Consider the following 15,848-nt stretch of genomic DNA (forward strand, 5'->3'; position numbering starts at 1 on the left):
CTCGCCTCACAAAACCCAAATTAGCTCAATCACGAGGTCAATCCAGCCGATGGTCAACAAGGAAAGGCCCGCAAAATAAGCGTAGAACCGGCGATATACACGGTTTGTGGTGCAATGGATATAGGCATGCACATATCGCGTGATCACAAAGCCAATCGCGCACAGCAAAAAGATGCCCGGCACAAACCGCACCGCAAGGCAAATCGCCACACCGGCATAAAACAGCACCGGCAATTGGAATTGGTTGTTGAAATTATTGGCCACCTGTTGCGACTGTTCCGGCCAATTGCCGTCATTCAGCGCAATGTCCGCCACTTTCACTTCGCCCGATTGCACCAAGGGCAGCCGCAGCCGCCCCAGGTAAAATAGAACCCCAAGCGTTAGAGCCACTTGTGCAAAGGTGGTCAGCAAAAGCAGCTTTTCAAAACCTGTCATTAACGCCCACCGCGATAGTTCGGGCTTTCACGGGTGATCGACACGTCGTGCACGTGGCTTTCACTCAATGACGCGCCAGAGATTTGCACAAATTGCGCTTCTTCACGGAATGATTTCAAATCCGGCGATCCGGTATAGCCCATGGCCGCGCGCAAGCCGCCAGCCAGTTGGTGCAACACATTGCCCGCCGGGCCCTTATAGGGCACTTGGCCTTCAATGCCTTCAGGCACCAGCTTCATGCTGTCGCTGACTTCTTGCTGGAAGTAGCGGTCGGCAGAACCGCGCGCCATGGCGCCCACAGAACCCATGCCACGATAGGATTTATAGGAGCGGCCCTGATAGAGGTAAACTTCGCCGGGGCTTTCATCCGTACCCGCCAAAAGCGAACCGACCATGGCGCAATTTGCCCCACCGGCCAATGCTTTAGCCAAATCCCCTGAGAATTTGATTCCGCCATCGGCGATGATCGGAATGTCAGACTTTGCCGCTTCTTCAGCACAGGCCATAACGGCGGCAAGCTGAGGCACGCCCACACCAGCGACGATGCGTGTGGTGCAGATTGAGCCTGGCCCAATGCCCACTTTCACGGCGTCTGCCCCCGCATCGATCAGTGCGCGTGTCGCTTCGGCTGTGGCCACGTTGCCTGCAACGATCCGCACTTTTGAATTTTCTTTTTTCAACCGCGACACAACTTGTGCCACTTGTGTGTTGTGGCCGTGGGCTGTGTCGATCACCAACAGGTCAACCTCTGCATCGATCAAGCGCAATGAGCGCTCATAGCCTTTGTCGCCCACAGTTGAAGCAGCAGCGCAGCGCAAACGGCCTTTGCTGTCCTTAATCGCGTTCGGGTTCAGTTGGGCTTTTTCAATATCTTTTACGGTGATCAAGCCGACACAATGATAATTTTCGTCCACCACCAGCAGCTTTTCGATCCGGTTGGCGTGCAGCAGGCGTTTGGCTTCGTCCTGCGTTGACCCGTCCTTCACGGTGATCAGATTTTGATGGGTCATCAATTCAGAAATGGGCTGCTGCATGTTGGTGGCAAAGCGCACGTCGCGGTTGGTCAAAATGCCCACGAGCTTGCCGATATTGCGGCCGCCCATGCCACCATTCTCCACCACTGGCACGCCAGAAATGTTGCGCTGCTCCATGATCGCCAAAGCTGCTTCCAAGGGCGCCTCTGGGCCAATGGTGATCGGGTTGACCACCATGCCGCTTTCAAAATGCTTGACCTGCTTAACCTGCTCGGCCTGTTCTTCCGGCGTCAAGTTGCGGTGGATAACGCCCATGCCCCCGGCTTGCGCCAAGGCGATGGCCATTTTGGATTCGGTCACCGTGTCCATCGCGGAGGACAAGATGGGCAATGTCAGCTCAATGTCTTTGGTCACGCGGGTGCGGATGTCGACATCCGCAGGCATCACGCTGGATTCAGCGGGCTGCAACAGCACGTCGTCAAAAGTTAAAGCGATATCGCCAGTTGCGGTGGAAATGATTTTTGCCACGGGTCGAGCCCTCCGTCGGAAGCAGATTTTTCGGAACGATCACAGGACGGTGGGGGAAGCGCCACCATACTATGGTTGGCGAGGGTCAATACCACGCGACTCTGTGTTTGCATAGAGGGGCAGCGCTTAAATTTTAAGAAGTTTTTAAGAGATTGGCACCTCAACGGCGATTAACAAGCGGGGCAACACGCCAACAGGCCAAAACATCTGGCCAAATGAGGCAATTGGGCTCGCCCTTTCATCCTCTAAAAAGCGCCATAAACCTCTTCAAGGATTGGGCTGGGCCCTGCCAGACCCACAAATTCGTAAACCCTCTATTAACCCTAACGATCTATTAATTGAATATAAGATTCTCGGGGGCTTCAATCTATGACCACTTTCAAATCTGCACTCTTGCTCGCAACCGCATCCTTGCTCATGACCGGCCAGGCCATGGCTGGCGATCCGATTGATTACCCTCCCCTGCCCACAGACTATGTGCAATCCGGTTTCGACTGGGATGGGTTTTATGCGGGCGTGGGCCTTGGCGGCGCATCGATCGCAGTGGATTCAGGCACTGACACAATGGCGCATTTGGATGCCATCGTCGGCGTTAACGCCACCTATGATGACTTTTTGTTCGGCGCAGAAATATTCCTCGGCGCCAGCCGCGACATGTCCTCCGGCATCTATGGTGGCCACGGCGGCGTTGAAGCCCGTGCAGGTTATTTGATCGACCAGGATGTGCTGATTTATGCAGGCATTGGCCGCCTGCACTATGAAAGCGGCGCGCAATATACAACTGTTGGTCTGGGCACAGAATTCGCCATATCAGACGATGTCTCTATCGATCTGGAGTATAAATATCTCGGCTGGTCCGACACTGGCTATACAGGCCACAGCTTTGGTGCTTCAGCCCTCTGGCACTTCTAGGCTGCTACAGCATTTCAGTTTCAATCCCCGGCCCTTGGTCGGGGATTTTTCATAGCAGCGACAAAGATGCAGACAACGTCTCAAATCACCTTTTGCCGCGAAAACTTGATGCCCTTGATACCCGCCTCTTCTGCGGCCTTATAAAACCCTTCAGAAACCCAAACTCCTCTGGAATATGTTCTTGAATCTACCCAAATATGTTTGCCAGCAATCTTGGCGAGGCTAACAACATATTTTCCGCCATCAACAAAATCCCATTTGCCTGCCTTCTCCTTAAACGGATGGGTTGAATGGTCTTTATCTATTGCATCGATCCGATTGCAGGGATTAAACCAAAAAAAGTCCGCCACATGGCTATTGTCCTTTTTCCATATGATCTCAGTCGACTGGAACTGATGCACCCCCGGTTCAAGCCTTTCAATCACATCGCGCAGCTTCAGACTCACAAGAAAGTGGCTCGCCGTCATTTGGAGGTCACCCAGGGCGCGCTTGCGGCCACCCCATCGAATTTTTTTGGGTACACCAGACATATCTACCGGGAGCCCTTGATATCTCGCGTCCTGATGAATGATCATGCCGTCATCATAAAATGCGGCCCTCACACCTGGGTCGAAATCAATGCCAATCGGAAACGCCTCTTTGAAGTCGCCATCGAGTATCTCATTGACTTCATCGTTGCCGCCCGCAGCTTCGTCGTAATAAGGGTCATCCGTTATTGTATAAACTGGCATTTCTTGCTCCTCAGCCGAGGGATTATGACCTAATGCCTCAACGGCCATTTTAAAATTTCGAACTAATCAGTCTCTTCAAACGCATTAAACCCCATTCCGGTTACCCCGGCAGCCAGAAGAGCATCATGCATTTGATTGCTCATCAATATGCCGATAATGCCGACCATAAACTTATCAATCCAGATATGGTGCCCATTGATTTGGTTCCGATTGAAAACAAATTGACCGTCATTTTCAAAATCTCTACCTGGATGCCAAAGTTTTCCCCGACGATTTTTGGTTGTTTTTTCTTCGTCGACCGTGTCCAAGCGATTGCAGGGGAAAAACCAATATCGCTGGCCCGCCGAGCTGCCATCAGACCAAAACAGCTCAACCGGAAAAAACTGGTGCGTTTCCGGCTCAAGCTCATCAACAACCACTTTGAATTTTTCGCTAACCAGATAGGCACCTGCCATATACACGTCTGTTATTTCTCGCTTAGGCCCTCCAAATTTAACTTTGGTAGGAAGATATGTCGGGTCAATTGGGCGACCTGCATATCGATCAAACGGGTCTATCCTTCTTCCTCCGTCCTCAGTAGTATCAAGAAGGTAAACCTTATTCAGGTCGCCATCCAATCTTTCCGTTTCGTAGCTGTACATTTCCTGCTTTTTATGGAACATGCGATAAACCATGGTCTGTTCTGTCTCCTCAACTAGTGACATTTAAATCTCCCACTGACTGGGAAATATTTCCATCAAAAGGACATCTTGTCTCACACAGCTTTCAGACATGAATATCTGGTTTAAAATCAACTTTAAGTAGAAAACTGTAAATATTATTCAGATGTTATTCAGCAGAAATATCACTACTTTCTCCTGCTAAACCATTAAGAATTAAAACCGATTTCAACCTAAACACAATTCATGGCCACAGCGGTTTAGTAACATCAACCACCAAACTTATCCCCGCCCCTCTGGACCATGATAAAATCACACTCATCTCCTGCCCCAAGCGGATTGTTGACGGATGATCGGGGTATATGCGGCCAGCTGGCCGCGCGAAGGGAGAGACGGTGGGTTTGCCGGACGCGGTGGCCGCGCCGCCTTTTTGGTTTTGCCCGACACCGAGGGCGTCCTTTTTAAGGATGGGGATATTGGGTCAGCACCCCGAACCAGATTGGCTGAGCGAAAAATGCCGTTGGCGCGAGATGGGAATAGGCTCATTTTCTAGCGCAACATTGCGAGTTTTGCACCATCTCGTGCCCCGCAAACTGACGGATATTGTCCGGCAGCCCAAAGTGCTACCTATTCGCTTTGATAGGAGCCGAATGCATGGGGATGCTGCACGCCATCATCCCCAATTTCATCCCACGCCGCGCGAGACGCGGTAAAAATATGGTGGGCGACGCGCAGATTTTCACCGCCTTCGGTGATCAGGCCGACGGGCACATAGAGCTTGGTGTCATCGTTCCGGCCGGGCAAAGTGGAGCCGCAAATTTGGCAGAACCAGCCTTCCCAATCCGCATCGGGTTTTTTCCAATATTGGATATGCTCCTGCCCGCGCAGCCATGTGAACTCCTCATTCATGGCGAGCACAAGCGCCATGCCATTATTGCCGGTCGCTTTACGGCAAATCGAGCAATGACAAATAATAACGTCTTGAATGGGCTTATGAATTTCAAACGCCACCGCGCCGCAATTGCATTCACCTTTGGCCATAAATCTCTCCCTGAGCTTTTCTCACTATAAGGTGGTGCACATGAATTTCAACGGGATTGGCCAATGCTTAAACACGTAAAATAAGTCATCCGGGGTGACAGGGAGAAATAAGACCGATAGACTGGTTGGACCACTGAATCAAAAAGCAACAATCGTATGTCAGATCGCATCACGCCACTTATTTTGGCGGTGGCGCTGTTTATGGAGTTGATGGATGCCACCGTCATCGCCACAGCCCTGCCCGCCATCGCCGCCGACATTGGCACAGACCCCATTTCGCTGAAACTTGCGCTTGCCTCCTATCTGGTGGCGCTGGCGATTTTCATTCCCATCAGCGGGTGGATGGCCGACCGTTATGGCGCGCGCAACGTGTTTCGCGGGGCGATTGTGGTGTTTATGCTAGGCTCGATTGCCTGCGCCTTCGCAGATTCCTTGTTCTCCTTTGTGGCGGCCCGGTTCCTGCAAGGTATGGGCGGCTCGATGATGACGCCGCTTTCGCGGTTGATCCTCATTCGCAACACGCCGAAAAAGGATCTGGTCAATGCGTGGGCGTGGCTCACCATGCCCGCCCTGTTCGGCCCGCTGGCTGGACCACCGATTGGCGGGTTCTTGACCACATATTTCTCCTGGCACTGGATTTTCTACATCAACATCCCCATCGGCCTGATCGGGCTTGTGTTGGTGACAAAATATATGGGCGGCACAGGTTACCGCGAGCGCCGCAAGCTGGATGTGATCGGCTTCCTGCTCACCGGCACGGCCTTCTCCGGCATCATTTTTGGTCTGTCGGTCATCTCCATGCCCGCGCTGCCGCCGTGGTTTGGGGCGTCTGTTGCTTTGCTCGGCTCGCTGTCCGGCATTGCTTATTATTTCCACGCGCGACGCACCGAAAATGCGGTGCTGGACCTCAAGGTGTTTGAGGAGCCGATATATCGCACTTCGATCATTGCTGGCTTTATCTATCGCGTGGCGGGCGGTGCGTTTCCGTTCCTGTTCCCGCTGATGCTGCAAGTGGGCTTTGGCTATAGCCCGTTTGAGTCCGGCATGATTTCGTTTATCGGCGCAGGCGGCGCGATCTTGATGAAGTTCTTCCTCAAGCCAGCGTTGCAAGTGTTTGGATTTAGAATCCTTTTGATCGTTGGCGTCGCCATGTCCGCATTGCTGGCGGTCACCCACGGCTTCTTCACGGCGCAAACGCCGATCTGGTTGATCATGTCGATTCTGCTGTTTATGGGCTTCTTCCGGTCGATGTATTACACCTCATTGAACACCCTCACCTTCGCTGAAACGCCGGAAAACCAATCCGGCTCAGCCACTGTGATCAGCTCCGTGAGCATTCAGTTGGCGTTCGCGCTGGGCGTGGCCTTTGCGGCCCTGTTGTTGGATGTGTTTTCGTTGATCAACGGCACTGAAGTGGGCGTGCGTGAAATGCAACTGGCGTTCTTCATCCTCGCCGCGATCACTGCTCTGGCGATGATCCCAATTTTGGGGCTGTCAAAGCAGGTTGGTGATGACGTTGCGGGACATAAGGCCAAGGTGAAACCTTTGGCCTAGCGTCAGCCTTTGAAGCCTTTGGCGATCAGGTAGCTCTCGGAGGAATCCTGACGCGATGCTGGGGGCTTGGCGTGGAAGGTCGATTTAAAGTGGCGCTTGAGGTGGGCGAGCAACTCGTTTTCGGTGCCGCCTTGGAAAACCTTGGCCACGAAAGCGCCGTCCGGCTTTAAGATTTGGATGGCGAAATCAGATGCCAGTTCCACCAGCGCCATAATGCGCAAATGGTCTGTGGCTTTGTGGCCGGTGGTCGGCGCCGCCATATCGGAAAGCACCAGATCAACTTTGTGGCCGCCCAGCGCATCGATCAGCATGTCGGGCGCGTCGTCATCGTTAAAATCTTTCTGGAGGAAAATGACACCGGGCATCGGTTCCATTTCCAAATAGTCGATGCCCACGATTTTGGGATCATCGGCGTCCGCGCCCATGATCTCGGTGGCCACTTCGCACCAACCGCCGGGCGCACAACCAAGGTCCACCACCCGCATGCCGGGGCGCAAAATATTGTGCTTTTCGTTCAGCTCAATCAGCTTATAGGCAGCACGAGAGCGTCGCCCCTCTTTATTGGCGCGGAGCACATAGGGATCATTCAGTTGGCGTTGCAGCCAGAGCGTTGATGAAATCTTGCGGCCCTTGGCCGTTTTCACCCGCGTCTTCAACCCGCGATCGGAGGCTTTCGAATTTGCTTTACCTGCTGCTTTCGCAATGGCCTTGCCACGGGCTTTCTTGCCGCCACCGCCGACTTTACTTGGCTTCTTGCTCATGCTTTCGCCCCTTTTTCGCGCCGCCGATAGGCTTTTTTGCCAAATTGGGCGCCATGTCCCTTGCCGGGCCGTTTGGACCATACACGGTCCTCCGACATCAGGGAAATCAGAATACCTTCGCGCAACCCCCGGTCGGCCACGCGGATGCGGTCGCAGGGCCATTCGCGGCGGATGGCTTCAAAAATAGCACAGCCGGGAATCACCAAATCGGCGCGTTCTCGGCCAATGCACGCATTGGCAACGCGGCGGTCATAATCCATGTTCAGCAATACACGCATGGTGTCTATTACGTGCTGTTCGCCCATCCAAAGCCCATCGACTTTGGATCGGTCATAGCGTTCAAGCCCCAAATGCAGGCCCGCCAATGTGGTGACCGTGCCCGAGGTGCCCACCAGATGCATCTTACTTTCAGCAATGGCGCGTTTCAGCTTTTCGCGACCTTTAAAGCGTTTGAGATGCTCGCGCACATAGTCGATCATGTCTTCAAAGCTTTCAGGGGTAACATTTACCCCGTCAAACTTTTCAGCAATCGAGACCACGCCCACAGGCAGGGATTGCCAAGATCGGATCGACGCCGCCATTTTGCCGCGGGCCTTGGGGCGTCCGCCCCGAAAATCAAGCCACGCCAATTCAGACGACCCGCCGCCAATATCAAAGATCACCGCGCCGCTGGCCCCTTGATCTACCAGATCTGCGCAGCCGTTTACGGCCAATTGCGCCTCGGTTTTCCGATCAACAACTTCAAGCTCAATCCCGGTTTCCGATTGAATACGCTGCAAAAACTCTGTGGCGTTGCTGGCCGACCGACACGCCTCGGTGGCGATAAGCCGCAGCTTGGCAATCTTATGGTTGCCTATTTTTGTTTTGCATTGTTTGAGGGCATCAATGGTGCGGTTCATTGCAGCTGGCGACAGCGCGCCGGTGGTCGACATCCCCTCGCCCAATCGCACAATTTTGGAAAAACCGTCCACAACTTTAAAGCCGCTATCGGTGGGACGCGCCAGCAACAGCCGACAATTGTTGGTGCCCAAGTCCAACGCCCCATAAATATTGGGTTTAGTGGAACCGCGCGCACTTGTGTGGCGTTGGCCATTTCGTTTATGGGTCCGCGAATGGCCAGGAGATCGCCCATGGCCACCTCTGGCGCCTTGGTCCTCAGGACCAGTTGCCAAATGCCCTTCACCTGTGCCCTTTATAGGGGGCTGTGATGGGCGTTTCTGGTTTGCGGACCGATTCTTATCGGTCACTTTAATTGCTCCATCCAGTCCGGGTCGCTACGCTTCTGCGGCGCCCCAATGACGATGTGTTACGTGTTGAAATTAAATCTAAAGCAAAGGCCAGCGATGCGCAATGGTGAAAGATATTCAGAATTTGGGAAAAAACTTAACTTTTTAAAGAAGAATATATTCTAAATTCTCGATATAAGAACAATTTCATTACTGGCGTCACGTATCGTCCAATTCTATGTTGGTGATCATATGTTTAAAAGACTAATAGAGACCATTCGATCCGAGAAAAACCTATCCGCGACCATCCGGGCGCAGCTTGTTGATGGGCTTTTTCACCCGTTTGCCTCCCTTATTTCCGGCGCAGTGGCCGGTCTTTTTATCGCGACGGTTCTGTCCTTCACCGCGAATGATGCGCTGGTGGAGAACATGGCGTATGCCGTTGTTATTATTGCATTGGGCCGCATCGCGCTTGGCGTTTACTATTTGCGCTCTGGCCAACCTGTTACACCGCAAAATGTCAATCAATGGGAATGGGCCTACGCCATTGGCGGCACCGCGTTCTCATTGTGCTTGGGCATGGTGACATTCTTTGCGGTATTGCGCATCGACAATGGTGCCATCCATTTGATGCTGACCACGACCACAGCGGCCTATGCGGCCTCTATTGCCGGTCGAAATGCCAGCCGCCCTTGGGTGGCGCTGGGTCAGCTTTACTTTGCATCCGTGCCTATGGGCCTGGGCTTGGTGCTGCACGATACTGTGTTCTATGAGGTTGTGGGTGCCGCGTTGCTGATTTTCATGTTCGGCATGACGGACATTACCTTGGCCGTGCGTAAAACCATTATCAATGCGCTTGAGACACGTGAACTGAACAAGGAATTGGCTGACTCCTTCGAACAGCAGGCAAATCTGTTCGACGGGGCACTGAAGAACATGTCACACGGCCTTTGCATGTTTGACCGGGACAATAAGCTCTTGGTTTGGAACCCCATCTTATGCGAAATTTTAGGGTGCCCACCTGATCGACTACGTAAGGGTGAATCATTCCAGGAAGTGCTCACGCTGATCCATCCGGCAGACCGGGATCATTTTGCCTTCAATGGCAATGTCGAAACGGACAAGGCAAAGGCGAACTTTGAGCAAACGGTTCAGCTAGAGGATGAGCGGTTTGTTGATGTGTCCTCGCGACAAACTTCAACGGGCAATCGCGTGTTGGTGTTCGCAGACGTCACCGAGCAGAAAAAAGCCGAGGCGAAAATCAGAAGCCTGGCGTTGGTCGACCAGCTGACGGGCTTGATGAACCGGACCTCCTTGCAAACAGCGTTTCGCGACGTGTTGGAGAACAACACCACTGATCAAGAAGTTGCTGTCTATTTCATCGACCTTGATCACTTCAAAAATGTGAATGACACACTGGGCCACCCTGTGGGCGATGATTTGCTGCAGCAAGTGGCCAAGCGCATTTGCGACGTCTGCATGGATGAGTGTGACGTTGGCCGGATGGCCGGCGACGAGTTTTTGGTGATCCAAAAACTCTCCCCTCACGCGCGCACCCCTGAAATTTTGTCCAGCCAGATTATCGATGCGCTCAAGCAGCCGTTCAATGTTGCCTCTCACTATGTTCGTATTGGCGCTTCGATCGGCATTGCGATTTCGCCGAAGGACGGCACAGATTCGGGCCTCTTGCTGAAACGTGCCGATATGGCGCTTTATGCCGCAAAGAACTTTGGCCGGAACCGTTTTGAGTTCTTTGAGCCAAAAATGGACCAAAAGGCACAACAAGTCCGCGCCATGGAATTGGACATCAAATATGCGCTGGAAGCCAACCAATTCCGCTTGGCCTTTCAGCCTATTGTTGATGCGAACACATTTGAGATTTCTGGCTTAGAAACGCTCATTCGCTGGACACACGAAAAACGTGGCCGCGTGGCCCCATCCGTGTTTATTCAGGTGGCCGAACAGACGGGCCAGGTGATTGAGATTGGTCGTTGGGTTTTGCGCGAAGCGATACGCCAAGCCTCAAAGTGGCCAACGGACACGCCGATTGCAGTCAATTTCAGTGCCGTGCAGTTTCAGGACACTGACTTTCCTAAATATCTGAAATCGCAATTGCGTCGCTATAAGTTGGCGCCGGAACGGGTGGAACTGGAAATCACAGAAACCGCGTTCTTCCAAGATGAGGTCGCCACACTGGATATTTTGAACCAGTTCAAAGCGATCGGCGTCAAAATCTCGCTGGATGACTTTGGCACCGGCTTCTCCTCACTGTCTCAGCTGCGCACATTCCCCTATCACAAGATCAAAATTGATGGGTCCTTTGTGCGGGACTTGGAAACAAATGCCAGCTCCAAAGCGGTGGCAACCGCTGTGGCCCATATCGGCCAGGCGCTCAATATCCGCGTGGTGGCAGAATGTGTTGAATCGAAAGAGCAGCTTGAATATTTGCGCGACGCAGGCGTTAGCGAAATTCAAGGTTTCCATTTATGTCGGCCATTGAACAATGAAGACATTGTCAGCCTATTGGAAATTGGCAAAGGGAAGTTTGACCGCGATTTTTTGAAAGAGATCGCTGAGCGCAGCGATAAAACCGCCGCGCAATAACTTTCAATTTGCACAGTTTATGAATTACCGCGCCCGCTACTCTGCAGCGGGCGCAGCTTTTTTAGACTGAGCAGCAACAAGTCGCTGCATCACTTTTAGCTCTCTGGAAGAAATACGCATACCGGCATCCGCCCACAGCGAGACCACGTCATCCAGCTCTTCAAATGGAATTGGATTGGCCCGCTTCACGGCCTTACGGTAGGTGCAAAGGGCAGCTTGCTTTTGCTCGTTCTTGGCAATGAAACGCTGAACCGTTTTCAGCCCCTCACCCTTTTCAGCCAAAATATGCACAACGCCCATTTCGTATAGCTCTTCTGCGCTGAGCGTGCGGCCCGTGCGCACCAATTGCTCGGCCTTGGCAAAGCCCAAGGACCGCCCTAGGAAGGTGAGCGCGCCCATGCCGGGGAACAGGCCAAACATTTGCTCAGGAAACCCAAATTTTGTGCCCTTCTCGGCGCAAATATAGTCAAACGACAATAGGGATTCAAAGCCACCGCCGAGCGCATCGCCCTGCACCAAACCAATGGTCAGGAGTTCGCTATCAATGCTGCGCCAGTTCTTGTGCAATATTTCGACGCAGGATCGGCCATAGGCATAGAGCCCGTCGCGATCCTTTGAGTTGATACAGTGGGAGAAATAGTCAAGATCGCCGCCCAAACAGAAGAAATCTGGATGCCGAGACCCGAGCACAACAAATTTGAAGTGCTCGCCCATTTCCTCTTTCAATGACCGAATATTGTAATGCCAACCATGGAAATCATCGAGCAAAGCCGGATTATAAGCGGCCCGCCCCTCGAAATTCATGAAGCTCCACAAAGTGCTGTGGGAGATATCAAATGCATTCTCCAGTTGACCAAGCTCTGGCCAAAACCGGTTTGAAAGATTTGAAGGTGCTGCTGATCGCGGCATCAGCACCGTGTTTTCATTTTTTGGATTTTGTTCGCCTACAAAGTCGGAACTCGGCAGGCTGAAAGCTGCATTATCTGACATGATACTAAATACTAAAACATTTTTAAAAATAGGGGTTCAGTTAACAACATATTAACGGAATTTTCAATCAATTTTATTTAAATAGCAATATGCAACAATTAACCATGATTGTGTCAAAATTGTTACCAATCAACGTGTTAAACAAAACAATTAAAGAAAAATAGTAAATTTACCCACAGTTTAATGCCGATTTTTGCATGTGAAGTGTTGTTTTTCGTGTTGCTGCAGTTGGTTAGGTTTGTCATAAGCAAGAGATGACCCGACCAATCCTTTATAGCTTTCGCCGCTGTCCCTACGCCATGCGTGGACGGCTGGGCATTCAAGCCGCGCAATTAGAGGTTGAATTGCGTGAAATCTTGCTGCGGGACAAGCCTGAGACGTTTTTGCAGACTTCCCCCAAGGGCACCGTTCCCGTGTTGGATTTGGGCGATCAGGTGATTGAAGAAAGCCACGACATTTTGAAATGGGCGTTGGCGCAAAGCGATCCGGAAGATTTGCAGCATGGTGGGCAGGATCTCGATGAGATGCACGCTCTGATTGAGCAATCGGACAAAGAGTTCAAGCCCCTGCTCGACCGCTATAAATATCCAACACGCTATGAGCTTGACGGCGGTGAGGCCGCCCGCGATCGCGCGCTTCCCTTTCTCGACATGCTTGATGCCCGCCTTGCGGATGGTGGCTTTCTGTTTCACGGTCGAATCAGCGTCGCAGACTTAGGCATTTGGCCATTTATCCGCCAATTCGCGCATGTCGATCGTGACTGGTTTTGGGCGCAAGATCGTCCCCCTTTGATCGCTTGGCTCGACTATTTTTTGAATAGTGACCGCTTCGGTCAAATTATGCCCAAGTTCACGCCATGGAAAATTGGCGATGAGCCGGTACTATTTCCTATAAAATAGTCCCTAAAGAGCACCTGTTTGCTTGATTATGGTGTGGGGCATGGCTAAAGCTACCTCCCATAAAATGCAAAAGGATAGTTGATCTTGGCTTCTCATCAGATTTTACCTGCCCAACTTGCGCAGCCGCTCATTCGGCGCGCAGTGGACAATGCTTTGCTGGAAGATTTGGGGCAAGCTGGGGACATAACCACGCAAGCAACCCTCTCCCCTGACGCCACTGCCGTTGCGGTAATGAATGTGCGCGAAGCGGGCATCATTAGCGGCATCGAACTGGCCCGAGCCGCCTTTGCGCAAATTGGCGATGGGCTGAAGTTTGAAGCGCATGTCACAGACGGCGATGCGGTGCTGCCCGGTCAGGATATTGCCACAATATCCGGTAACGCCCGCCTTATCATGTCGGCCGAGCGCGTTGCTCTAAACTTTATGTGTCATATGAGCGGCATTTCCACCTTCACCAAACGTTACGTGGATGAAGTTGCCGGCACCGGGGCCAAGATTTGCTGCACCCGCAAAACAACACCCGGCCTGCGGGCGTTTGAAAAGTTTGCTGTGAAGTGCGGCGGCGGTGCCAATCACCGATTTGGCTTGGATGACGCGATCCTGATCAAGGACAATCATATTGCGGTGGCGGGCGGCGTAAAGCAGGCTGTGCTCGCTGCTAAAGCTTTTGCTGGCCATATGATTGCGATTGAAGTTGAAGTGGACACGCTGGAGCAATTTGCTGACGCGTTGGACGCAGGCGCAACCGCAGTGTTGCTCGACAATATGAGCCCGAAGCAATTGCGCGAAGCGGTGCACGCTTGCAAAGGAGCAGCCCGGCTTGAAGCCTCTGGCGGCATCAATCTGGATAGCGTGCGCAAAGTTGCAGAAACGGGCGTTGAGTTCATCTCCACCAGTCAAATCACGATGGCGGCCTCGCCGCTTGATATTGGCCTTGATATCAAGATCAACGACCAGGAATAGCAGTTTCATGCCCCAATTTGATGCGATCGCCACGCAAATGCTTGAGGCGGCTCTCGCAGCGAGCCATGTCATTCTTAAGCATTATCAGGGGCATATTGCGGTGGAACGCAAAGATGATGGTTCGCCCGTGACCGCTGCGGATGCGGCGGGGGAAGACATCATCATCAGTAAGCTGGCAGCGCTCGACATTCCGATTTTGGGTGAAGAGAGCGTGGCAGAAGGCAATATCCCAACATTGGGTGAGCGTTTTTTTGTGGTCGACCCGCTGGATGGCACGAAAGAGTTTATCAAGCGCAATGGCGAGTTCACGGTGAACATCGCTTTGGTGGAGCACGGTGTGCCGACATATGGCGTCATCATCGCGCCCGCCAAGGACACGGCCTATATCGGCACGCCTGACGGCGCGTTTAAAGCCACTCTTGAAGGTGATACACCGATCAATTGGCAACAAATTCACGCCGACCCAAATATGAAGTGCAAGATCGTCGCCAGCCGCTCTCATGCCCATGGCGCTATCAAGCACTTTTTGGATGAAGCTGGCCCGTGCGAAGATGTCTCGGTTGGGTCATCGCTCAAATTCTGTTTGGTGGCTGAGGGCACAGCCCTTCATTACCCCCGCTTCACGCCCACTTGTGAGTGGGATATCGCCGCTGGCCATGCGATCTTGTGCCATGCCGGTGGGGCTTTGATTGAAGCCACAGGCGAGAAAATGCGCTACGGCAAAACCGAGACGGACTTTCTCAATCCGTTTTTTGCGGCTGCCGCTTCCCCTGCGCTGGCGGAAAAATGTGCTGACATTATGCGCCGGGCTATTGAAAAGGTCCGGTAAGACCTTATTTACGCTGTATTCTAATCCAATCGAAACGCATTCGCGTTATGAAAAGGAACAATGGGTGCGCTCATTTACCTTTTGTTGCCCTTTTACAAAAAAGTGAAGTCAAGTCTCTTGTCATTATGATTTTCCGTCATATATAGAGTTGATATATATCGATCCTATATGAGGCGACTATTTATAATGAATGTAAAAACCATCTGTCTCGCCATTTTGACTCAAGGCGAAACCACCGGATATGACATTCGCAAGCGCTCTACAGAGGGCGACTATGCCTATTTCATGGAAGCCAGTTTTGGTTCCATATACCCTGCTTTGTCCAAATTGGAGGAAGAGGCATATGTCACCAGCCGCACCGTGGCACAAGAGGGAAAACCCTCCAAACGTGTCTATAAGATCACGCCAACCGGGCGCGAGTTTTTCATCAATTCGCTTTATGACGAATTGAATGATGATGTCTTCCGCTCCGAGTTTTTGCTTTTCCTCCGCTTTGTTGAAGACCTGCCCCGCTCGTTGGTGGAAAAACGCGTCAATGAACGCATCGCCAAATGCAACGACGCGATTGAGAACGTCAAAAAGCTGGAAGAAGAATTTACCAAACCCTCAGAACGCTGGGTTTTGAATTTCGGGCAGCACTGCATGCGCAGTGCCCGCCAATATCTAATTGACAATAAACAAGAAATAATCGCGCTGGCCAAGCAAGAAGATGTGCCTGCCCGCGCGGCCGAATAGGGACGAG

15 protein-coding genes are annotated in these 15,848 nt (G+C 52.2%); 7 read left to right on the forward strand and 8 right to left on the reverse strand.

The genetic code is table 11. The annotated features are described in order from the left end of the window. Nucleotides 1–6 precede the first annotated feature (6 nt). Both MXMO3_RS12355 and guaB read right to left on the reverse strand, forming a co-directional pair. Nucleotides 7–435, reverse strand: coding sequence for an MAPEG family protein (locus MXMO3_RS12355; RefSeq protein WP_027833417.1), 429 nt, complete (start codon nt 433–435; stop codon nt 7–9). After that, on the reverse strand, nt 435–1,937 hold the full coding sequence (gene guaB / locus MXMO3_RS12360) for an IMP dehydrogenase (RefSeq protein ID WP_027833418.1): 1,503 nt from the start codon (nt 1,935–1,937) through the stop codon (nt 435–437). Before guaB ends, MXMO3_RS12355 begins: the two co-directional genes overlap by 1 nt. Before the next feature lie 369 nt (nt 1,938–2,306). Between guaB and MXMO3_RS12365 the strand changes: the two genes are divergently transcribed. Then, nucleotides 2,307–2,849, forward strand: coding sequence for an outer membrane protein (locus MXMO3_RS12365; protein WP_117396079.1), 543 nt, complete (start codon nt 2,307–2,309; stop codon nt 2,847–2,849). 80 nt (nt 2,850–2,929) lie between these two features. On the opposite strand, the gene MXMO3_RS12370 is transcribed toward MXMO3_RS12365, so the two are convergent. From MXMO3_RS12370 to MXMO3_RS12385, 3 genes are all read right to left on the reverse strand, one after another. After that, nucleotides 2,930–3,628, reverse strand: coding sequence for an imm11 family protein (locus MXMO3_RS12370; protein WP_117396080.1), 699 nt, complete (start codon nt 3,626–3,628; stop codon nt 2,930–2,932). 14 nt (nt 3,629–3,642) lie between these two features. Then, on the reverse strand, nt 3,643–4,284 hold the full coding sequence (locus tag MXMO3_RS12375; protein ID WP_117396081.1) for an imm11 family protein: 642 nt from the start codon (nt 4,282–4,284) through the stop codon (nt 3,643–3,645). A 582-nt stretch (nt 4,285–4,866) separates the two neighbouring features. After that, nucleotides 4,867–5,280, reverse strand: a complete 414-nt coding sequence (locus MXMO3_RS12385; protein WP_117396083.1) for a GFA family protein — start codon at nt 5,278–5,280, stop codon at nt 4,867–4,869. A 156-nt stretch (nt 5,281–5,436) separates the two neighbouring features. Between MXMO3_RS12385 and MXMO3_RS12390 the strand changes: the two genes are divergently transcribed. Beyond that, nucleotides 5,437–6,834 (forward strand): MFS transporter, encoded by a 1,398-nt coding sequence (locus MXMO3_RS12390; protein ID WP_027833421.1) that lies wholly within the window; start codon nt 5,437–5,439, stop codon nt 6,832–6,834. Between the two features lie 2 nt (nt 6,835–6,836). Here the strand turns inward: MXMO3_RS12390 and MXMO3_RS12395 are convergent, their stop codons facing one another. Together MXMO3_RS12395 and MXMO3_RS12400 are read right to left on the reverse strand one after the other, a co-directional pair. Beyond that, entirely contained in the window at nt 6,837–7,595 is a 759-nt protein-coding gene (locus MXMO3_RS12395; protein WP_084633801.1) for an RlmE family RNA methyltransferase, read from the reverse strand. Further along, on the reverse strand, nt 7,592–8,842 hold the full coding sequence (locus MXMO3_RS12400; protein WP_051213066.1) for a Ppx/GppA phosphatase family protein: 1,251 nt from the start codon (nt 8,840–8,842) through the stop codon (nt 7,592–7,594). Before MXMO3_RS12400 ends, MXMO3_RS12395 begins: the two co-directional genes overlap by 4 nt. Before the next feature lie 231 nt (nt 8,843–9,073). Here MXMO3_RS12400 and MXMO3_RS12405 point away from each other — a divergent pair, with 231 nt between their 5' ends. Then, nucleotides 9,074–11,425, forward strand: a complete 2,352-nt coding sequence (locus tag MXMO3_RS12405) for a putative bifunctional diguanylate cyclase/phosphodiesterase (RefSeq protein WP_117396085.1) — start codon at nt 9,074–9,076, stop codon at nt 11,423–11,425. Between the two features lie 36 nt (nt 11,426–11,461). On the opposite strand, the gene MXMO3_RS12410 is transcribed toward MXMO3_RS12405, so the two are convergent. Further along, nucleotides 11,462–12,415, reverse strand: coding sequence for a crotonase/enoyl-CoA hydratase family protein (locus MXMO3_RS12410; protein WP_051213069.1), 954 nt, complete (start codon nt 12,413–12,415; stop codon nt 11,462–11,464). A 254-nt stretch (nt 12,416–12,669) separates the two neighbouring features. Here MXMO3_RS12410 and MXMO3_RS12415 point away from each other — a divergent pair, with 254 nt between their 5' ends. The 4 genes from MXMO3_RS12415 (at nt 12,670) to MXMO3_RS12430 (ending at nt 15,841) form a co-directional block, all read left to right on the forward strand. Further along, nucleotides 12,670–13,314, forward strand: a complete 645-nt coding sequence (locus MXMO3_RS12415) for a glutathione S-transferase (protein ID WP_117396086.1) — start codon at nt 12,670–12,672, stop codon at nt 13,312–13,314. An 84-nt stretch (nt 13,315–13,398) separates the two neighbouring features. Continuing rightward, nucleotides 13,399–14,277: a carboxylating nicotinate-nucleotide diphosphorylase gene (gene nadC / locus MXMO3_RS12420; protein ID WP_027833425.1), complete on the forward strand. Its 879-nt coding sequence runs from the start codon at nt 13,399–13,401 to the stop codon at nt 14,275–14,277. A gap of 7 nt (nt 14,278–14,284) precedes the next feature. Continuing rightward, the gene (gene cysQ / locus MXMO3_RS12425; protein ID WP_117396087.1) at nt 14,285–15,106 is read left to right on the forward strand and encodes a 3'(2'),5'-bisphosphate nucleotidase CysQ; all 822 of its coding nucleotides are present in this window, start codon (nt 14,285–14,287) and stop codon (nt 15,104–15,106) included. 186 nt (nt 15,107–15,292) lie between these two features. Further along, nucleotides 15,293–15,841 carry a PadR family transcriptional regulator gene (locus MXMO3_RS12430; RefSeq protein WP_036220707.1) on the forward strand — a complete coding sequence of 183 codons (549 nt, stop codon included), beginning with the start codon at nt 15,293–15,295 and terminating at the stop codon, nt 15,839–15,841. Nucleotides 15,842–15,848 lie beyond the last annotated feature (7 nt).

This window comes from Maritalea myrionectae (genome assembly GCF_003433515.1).
Lineage (GTDB): Bacteria > Pseudomonadota > Alphaproteobacteria > Rhizobiales > Devosiaceae > Maritalea > Maritalea myrionectae.

What these genes read in the sequence shown, in the direction of transcription:
- MXMO3_RS12355 (WP_027833417.1), bottom strand. Translation starts at nt 435, where the DNA reads ATGACAGGTTTTGAAAAGCTGCTTTTGCTGACCACCTTTGCACAAGTG.
- MXMO3_RS12365 (WP_117396079.1), top strand. Translation starts at nt 2,307, where the DNA reads ATGACCACTTTCAAATCTGCACTCTTGCTCGCAACCGCATCCTTGCTC.
- MXMO3_RS12370 (WP_117396080.1), bottom strand. Translation starts at nt 3,628, where the DNA reads ATGGCCGTTGAGGCATTAGGTCATAATCCCTCGGCTGAGGAGCAAGAA.
- MXMO3_RS12375 (WP_117396081.1), bottom strand. Translation starts at nt 4,284, where the DNA reads ATGTCACTAGTTGAGGAGACAGAACAGACCATGGTTTATCGCATGTTC.
- MXMO3_RS12385 (WP_117396083.1), bottom strand. Translation starts at nt 5,280, where the DNA reads ATGGCCAAAGGTGAATGCAATTGCGGCGCGGTGGCGTTTGAAATTCAT.
- MXMO3_RS12390 (WP_027833421.1), top strand. Translation starts at nt 5,437, where the DNA reads ATGTCAGATCGCATCACGCCACTTATTTTGGCGGTGGCGCTGTTTATG.
- MXMO3_RS12395 (WP_084633801.1), bottom strand. Translation starts at nt 7,595, where the DNA reads ATGAGCAAGAAGCCAAGTAAAGTCGGCGGTGGCGGCAAGAAAGCCCGT.
- MXMO3_RS12405 (WP_117396085.1), top strand. Translation starts at nt 9,074, where the DNA reads ATGTTTAAAAGACTAATAGAGACCATTCGATCCGAGAAAAACCTATCC.
- MXMO3_RS12410 (WP_051213069.1), bottom strand. Translation starts at nt 12,415, where the DNA reads ATGTCAGATAATGCAGCTTTCAGCCTGCCGAGTTCCGACTTTGTAGGC.
- MXMO3_RS12415 (WP_117396086.1), top strand. Translation starts at nt 12,670, where the DNA reads ATGACCCGACCAATCCTTTATAGCTTTCGCCGCTGTCCCTACGCCATG.
- cysQ (WP_117396087.1), top strand. Translation starts at nt 14,285, where the DNA reads ATGCCCCAATTTGATGCGATCGCCACGCAAATGCTTGAGGCGGCTCTC.
- MXMO3_RS12430 (WP_036220707.1), top strand. Translation starts at nt 15,293, where the DNA reads ATGAATGTAAAAACCATCTGTCTCGCCATTTTGACTCAAGGCGAAACC.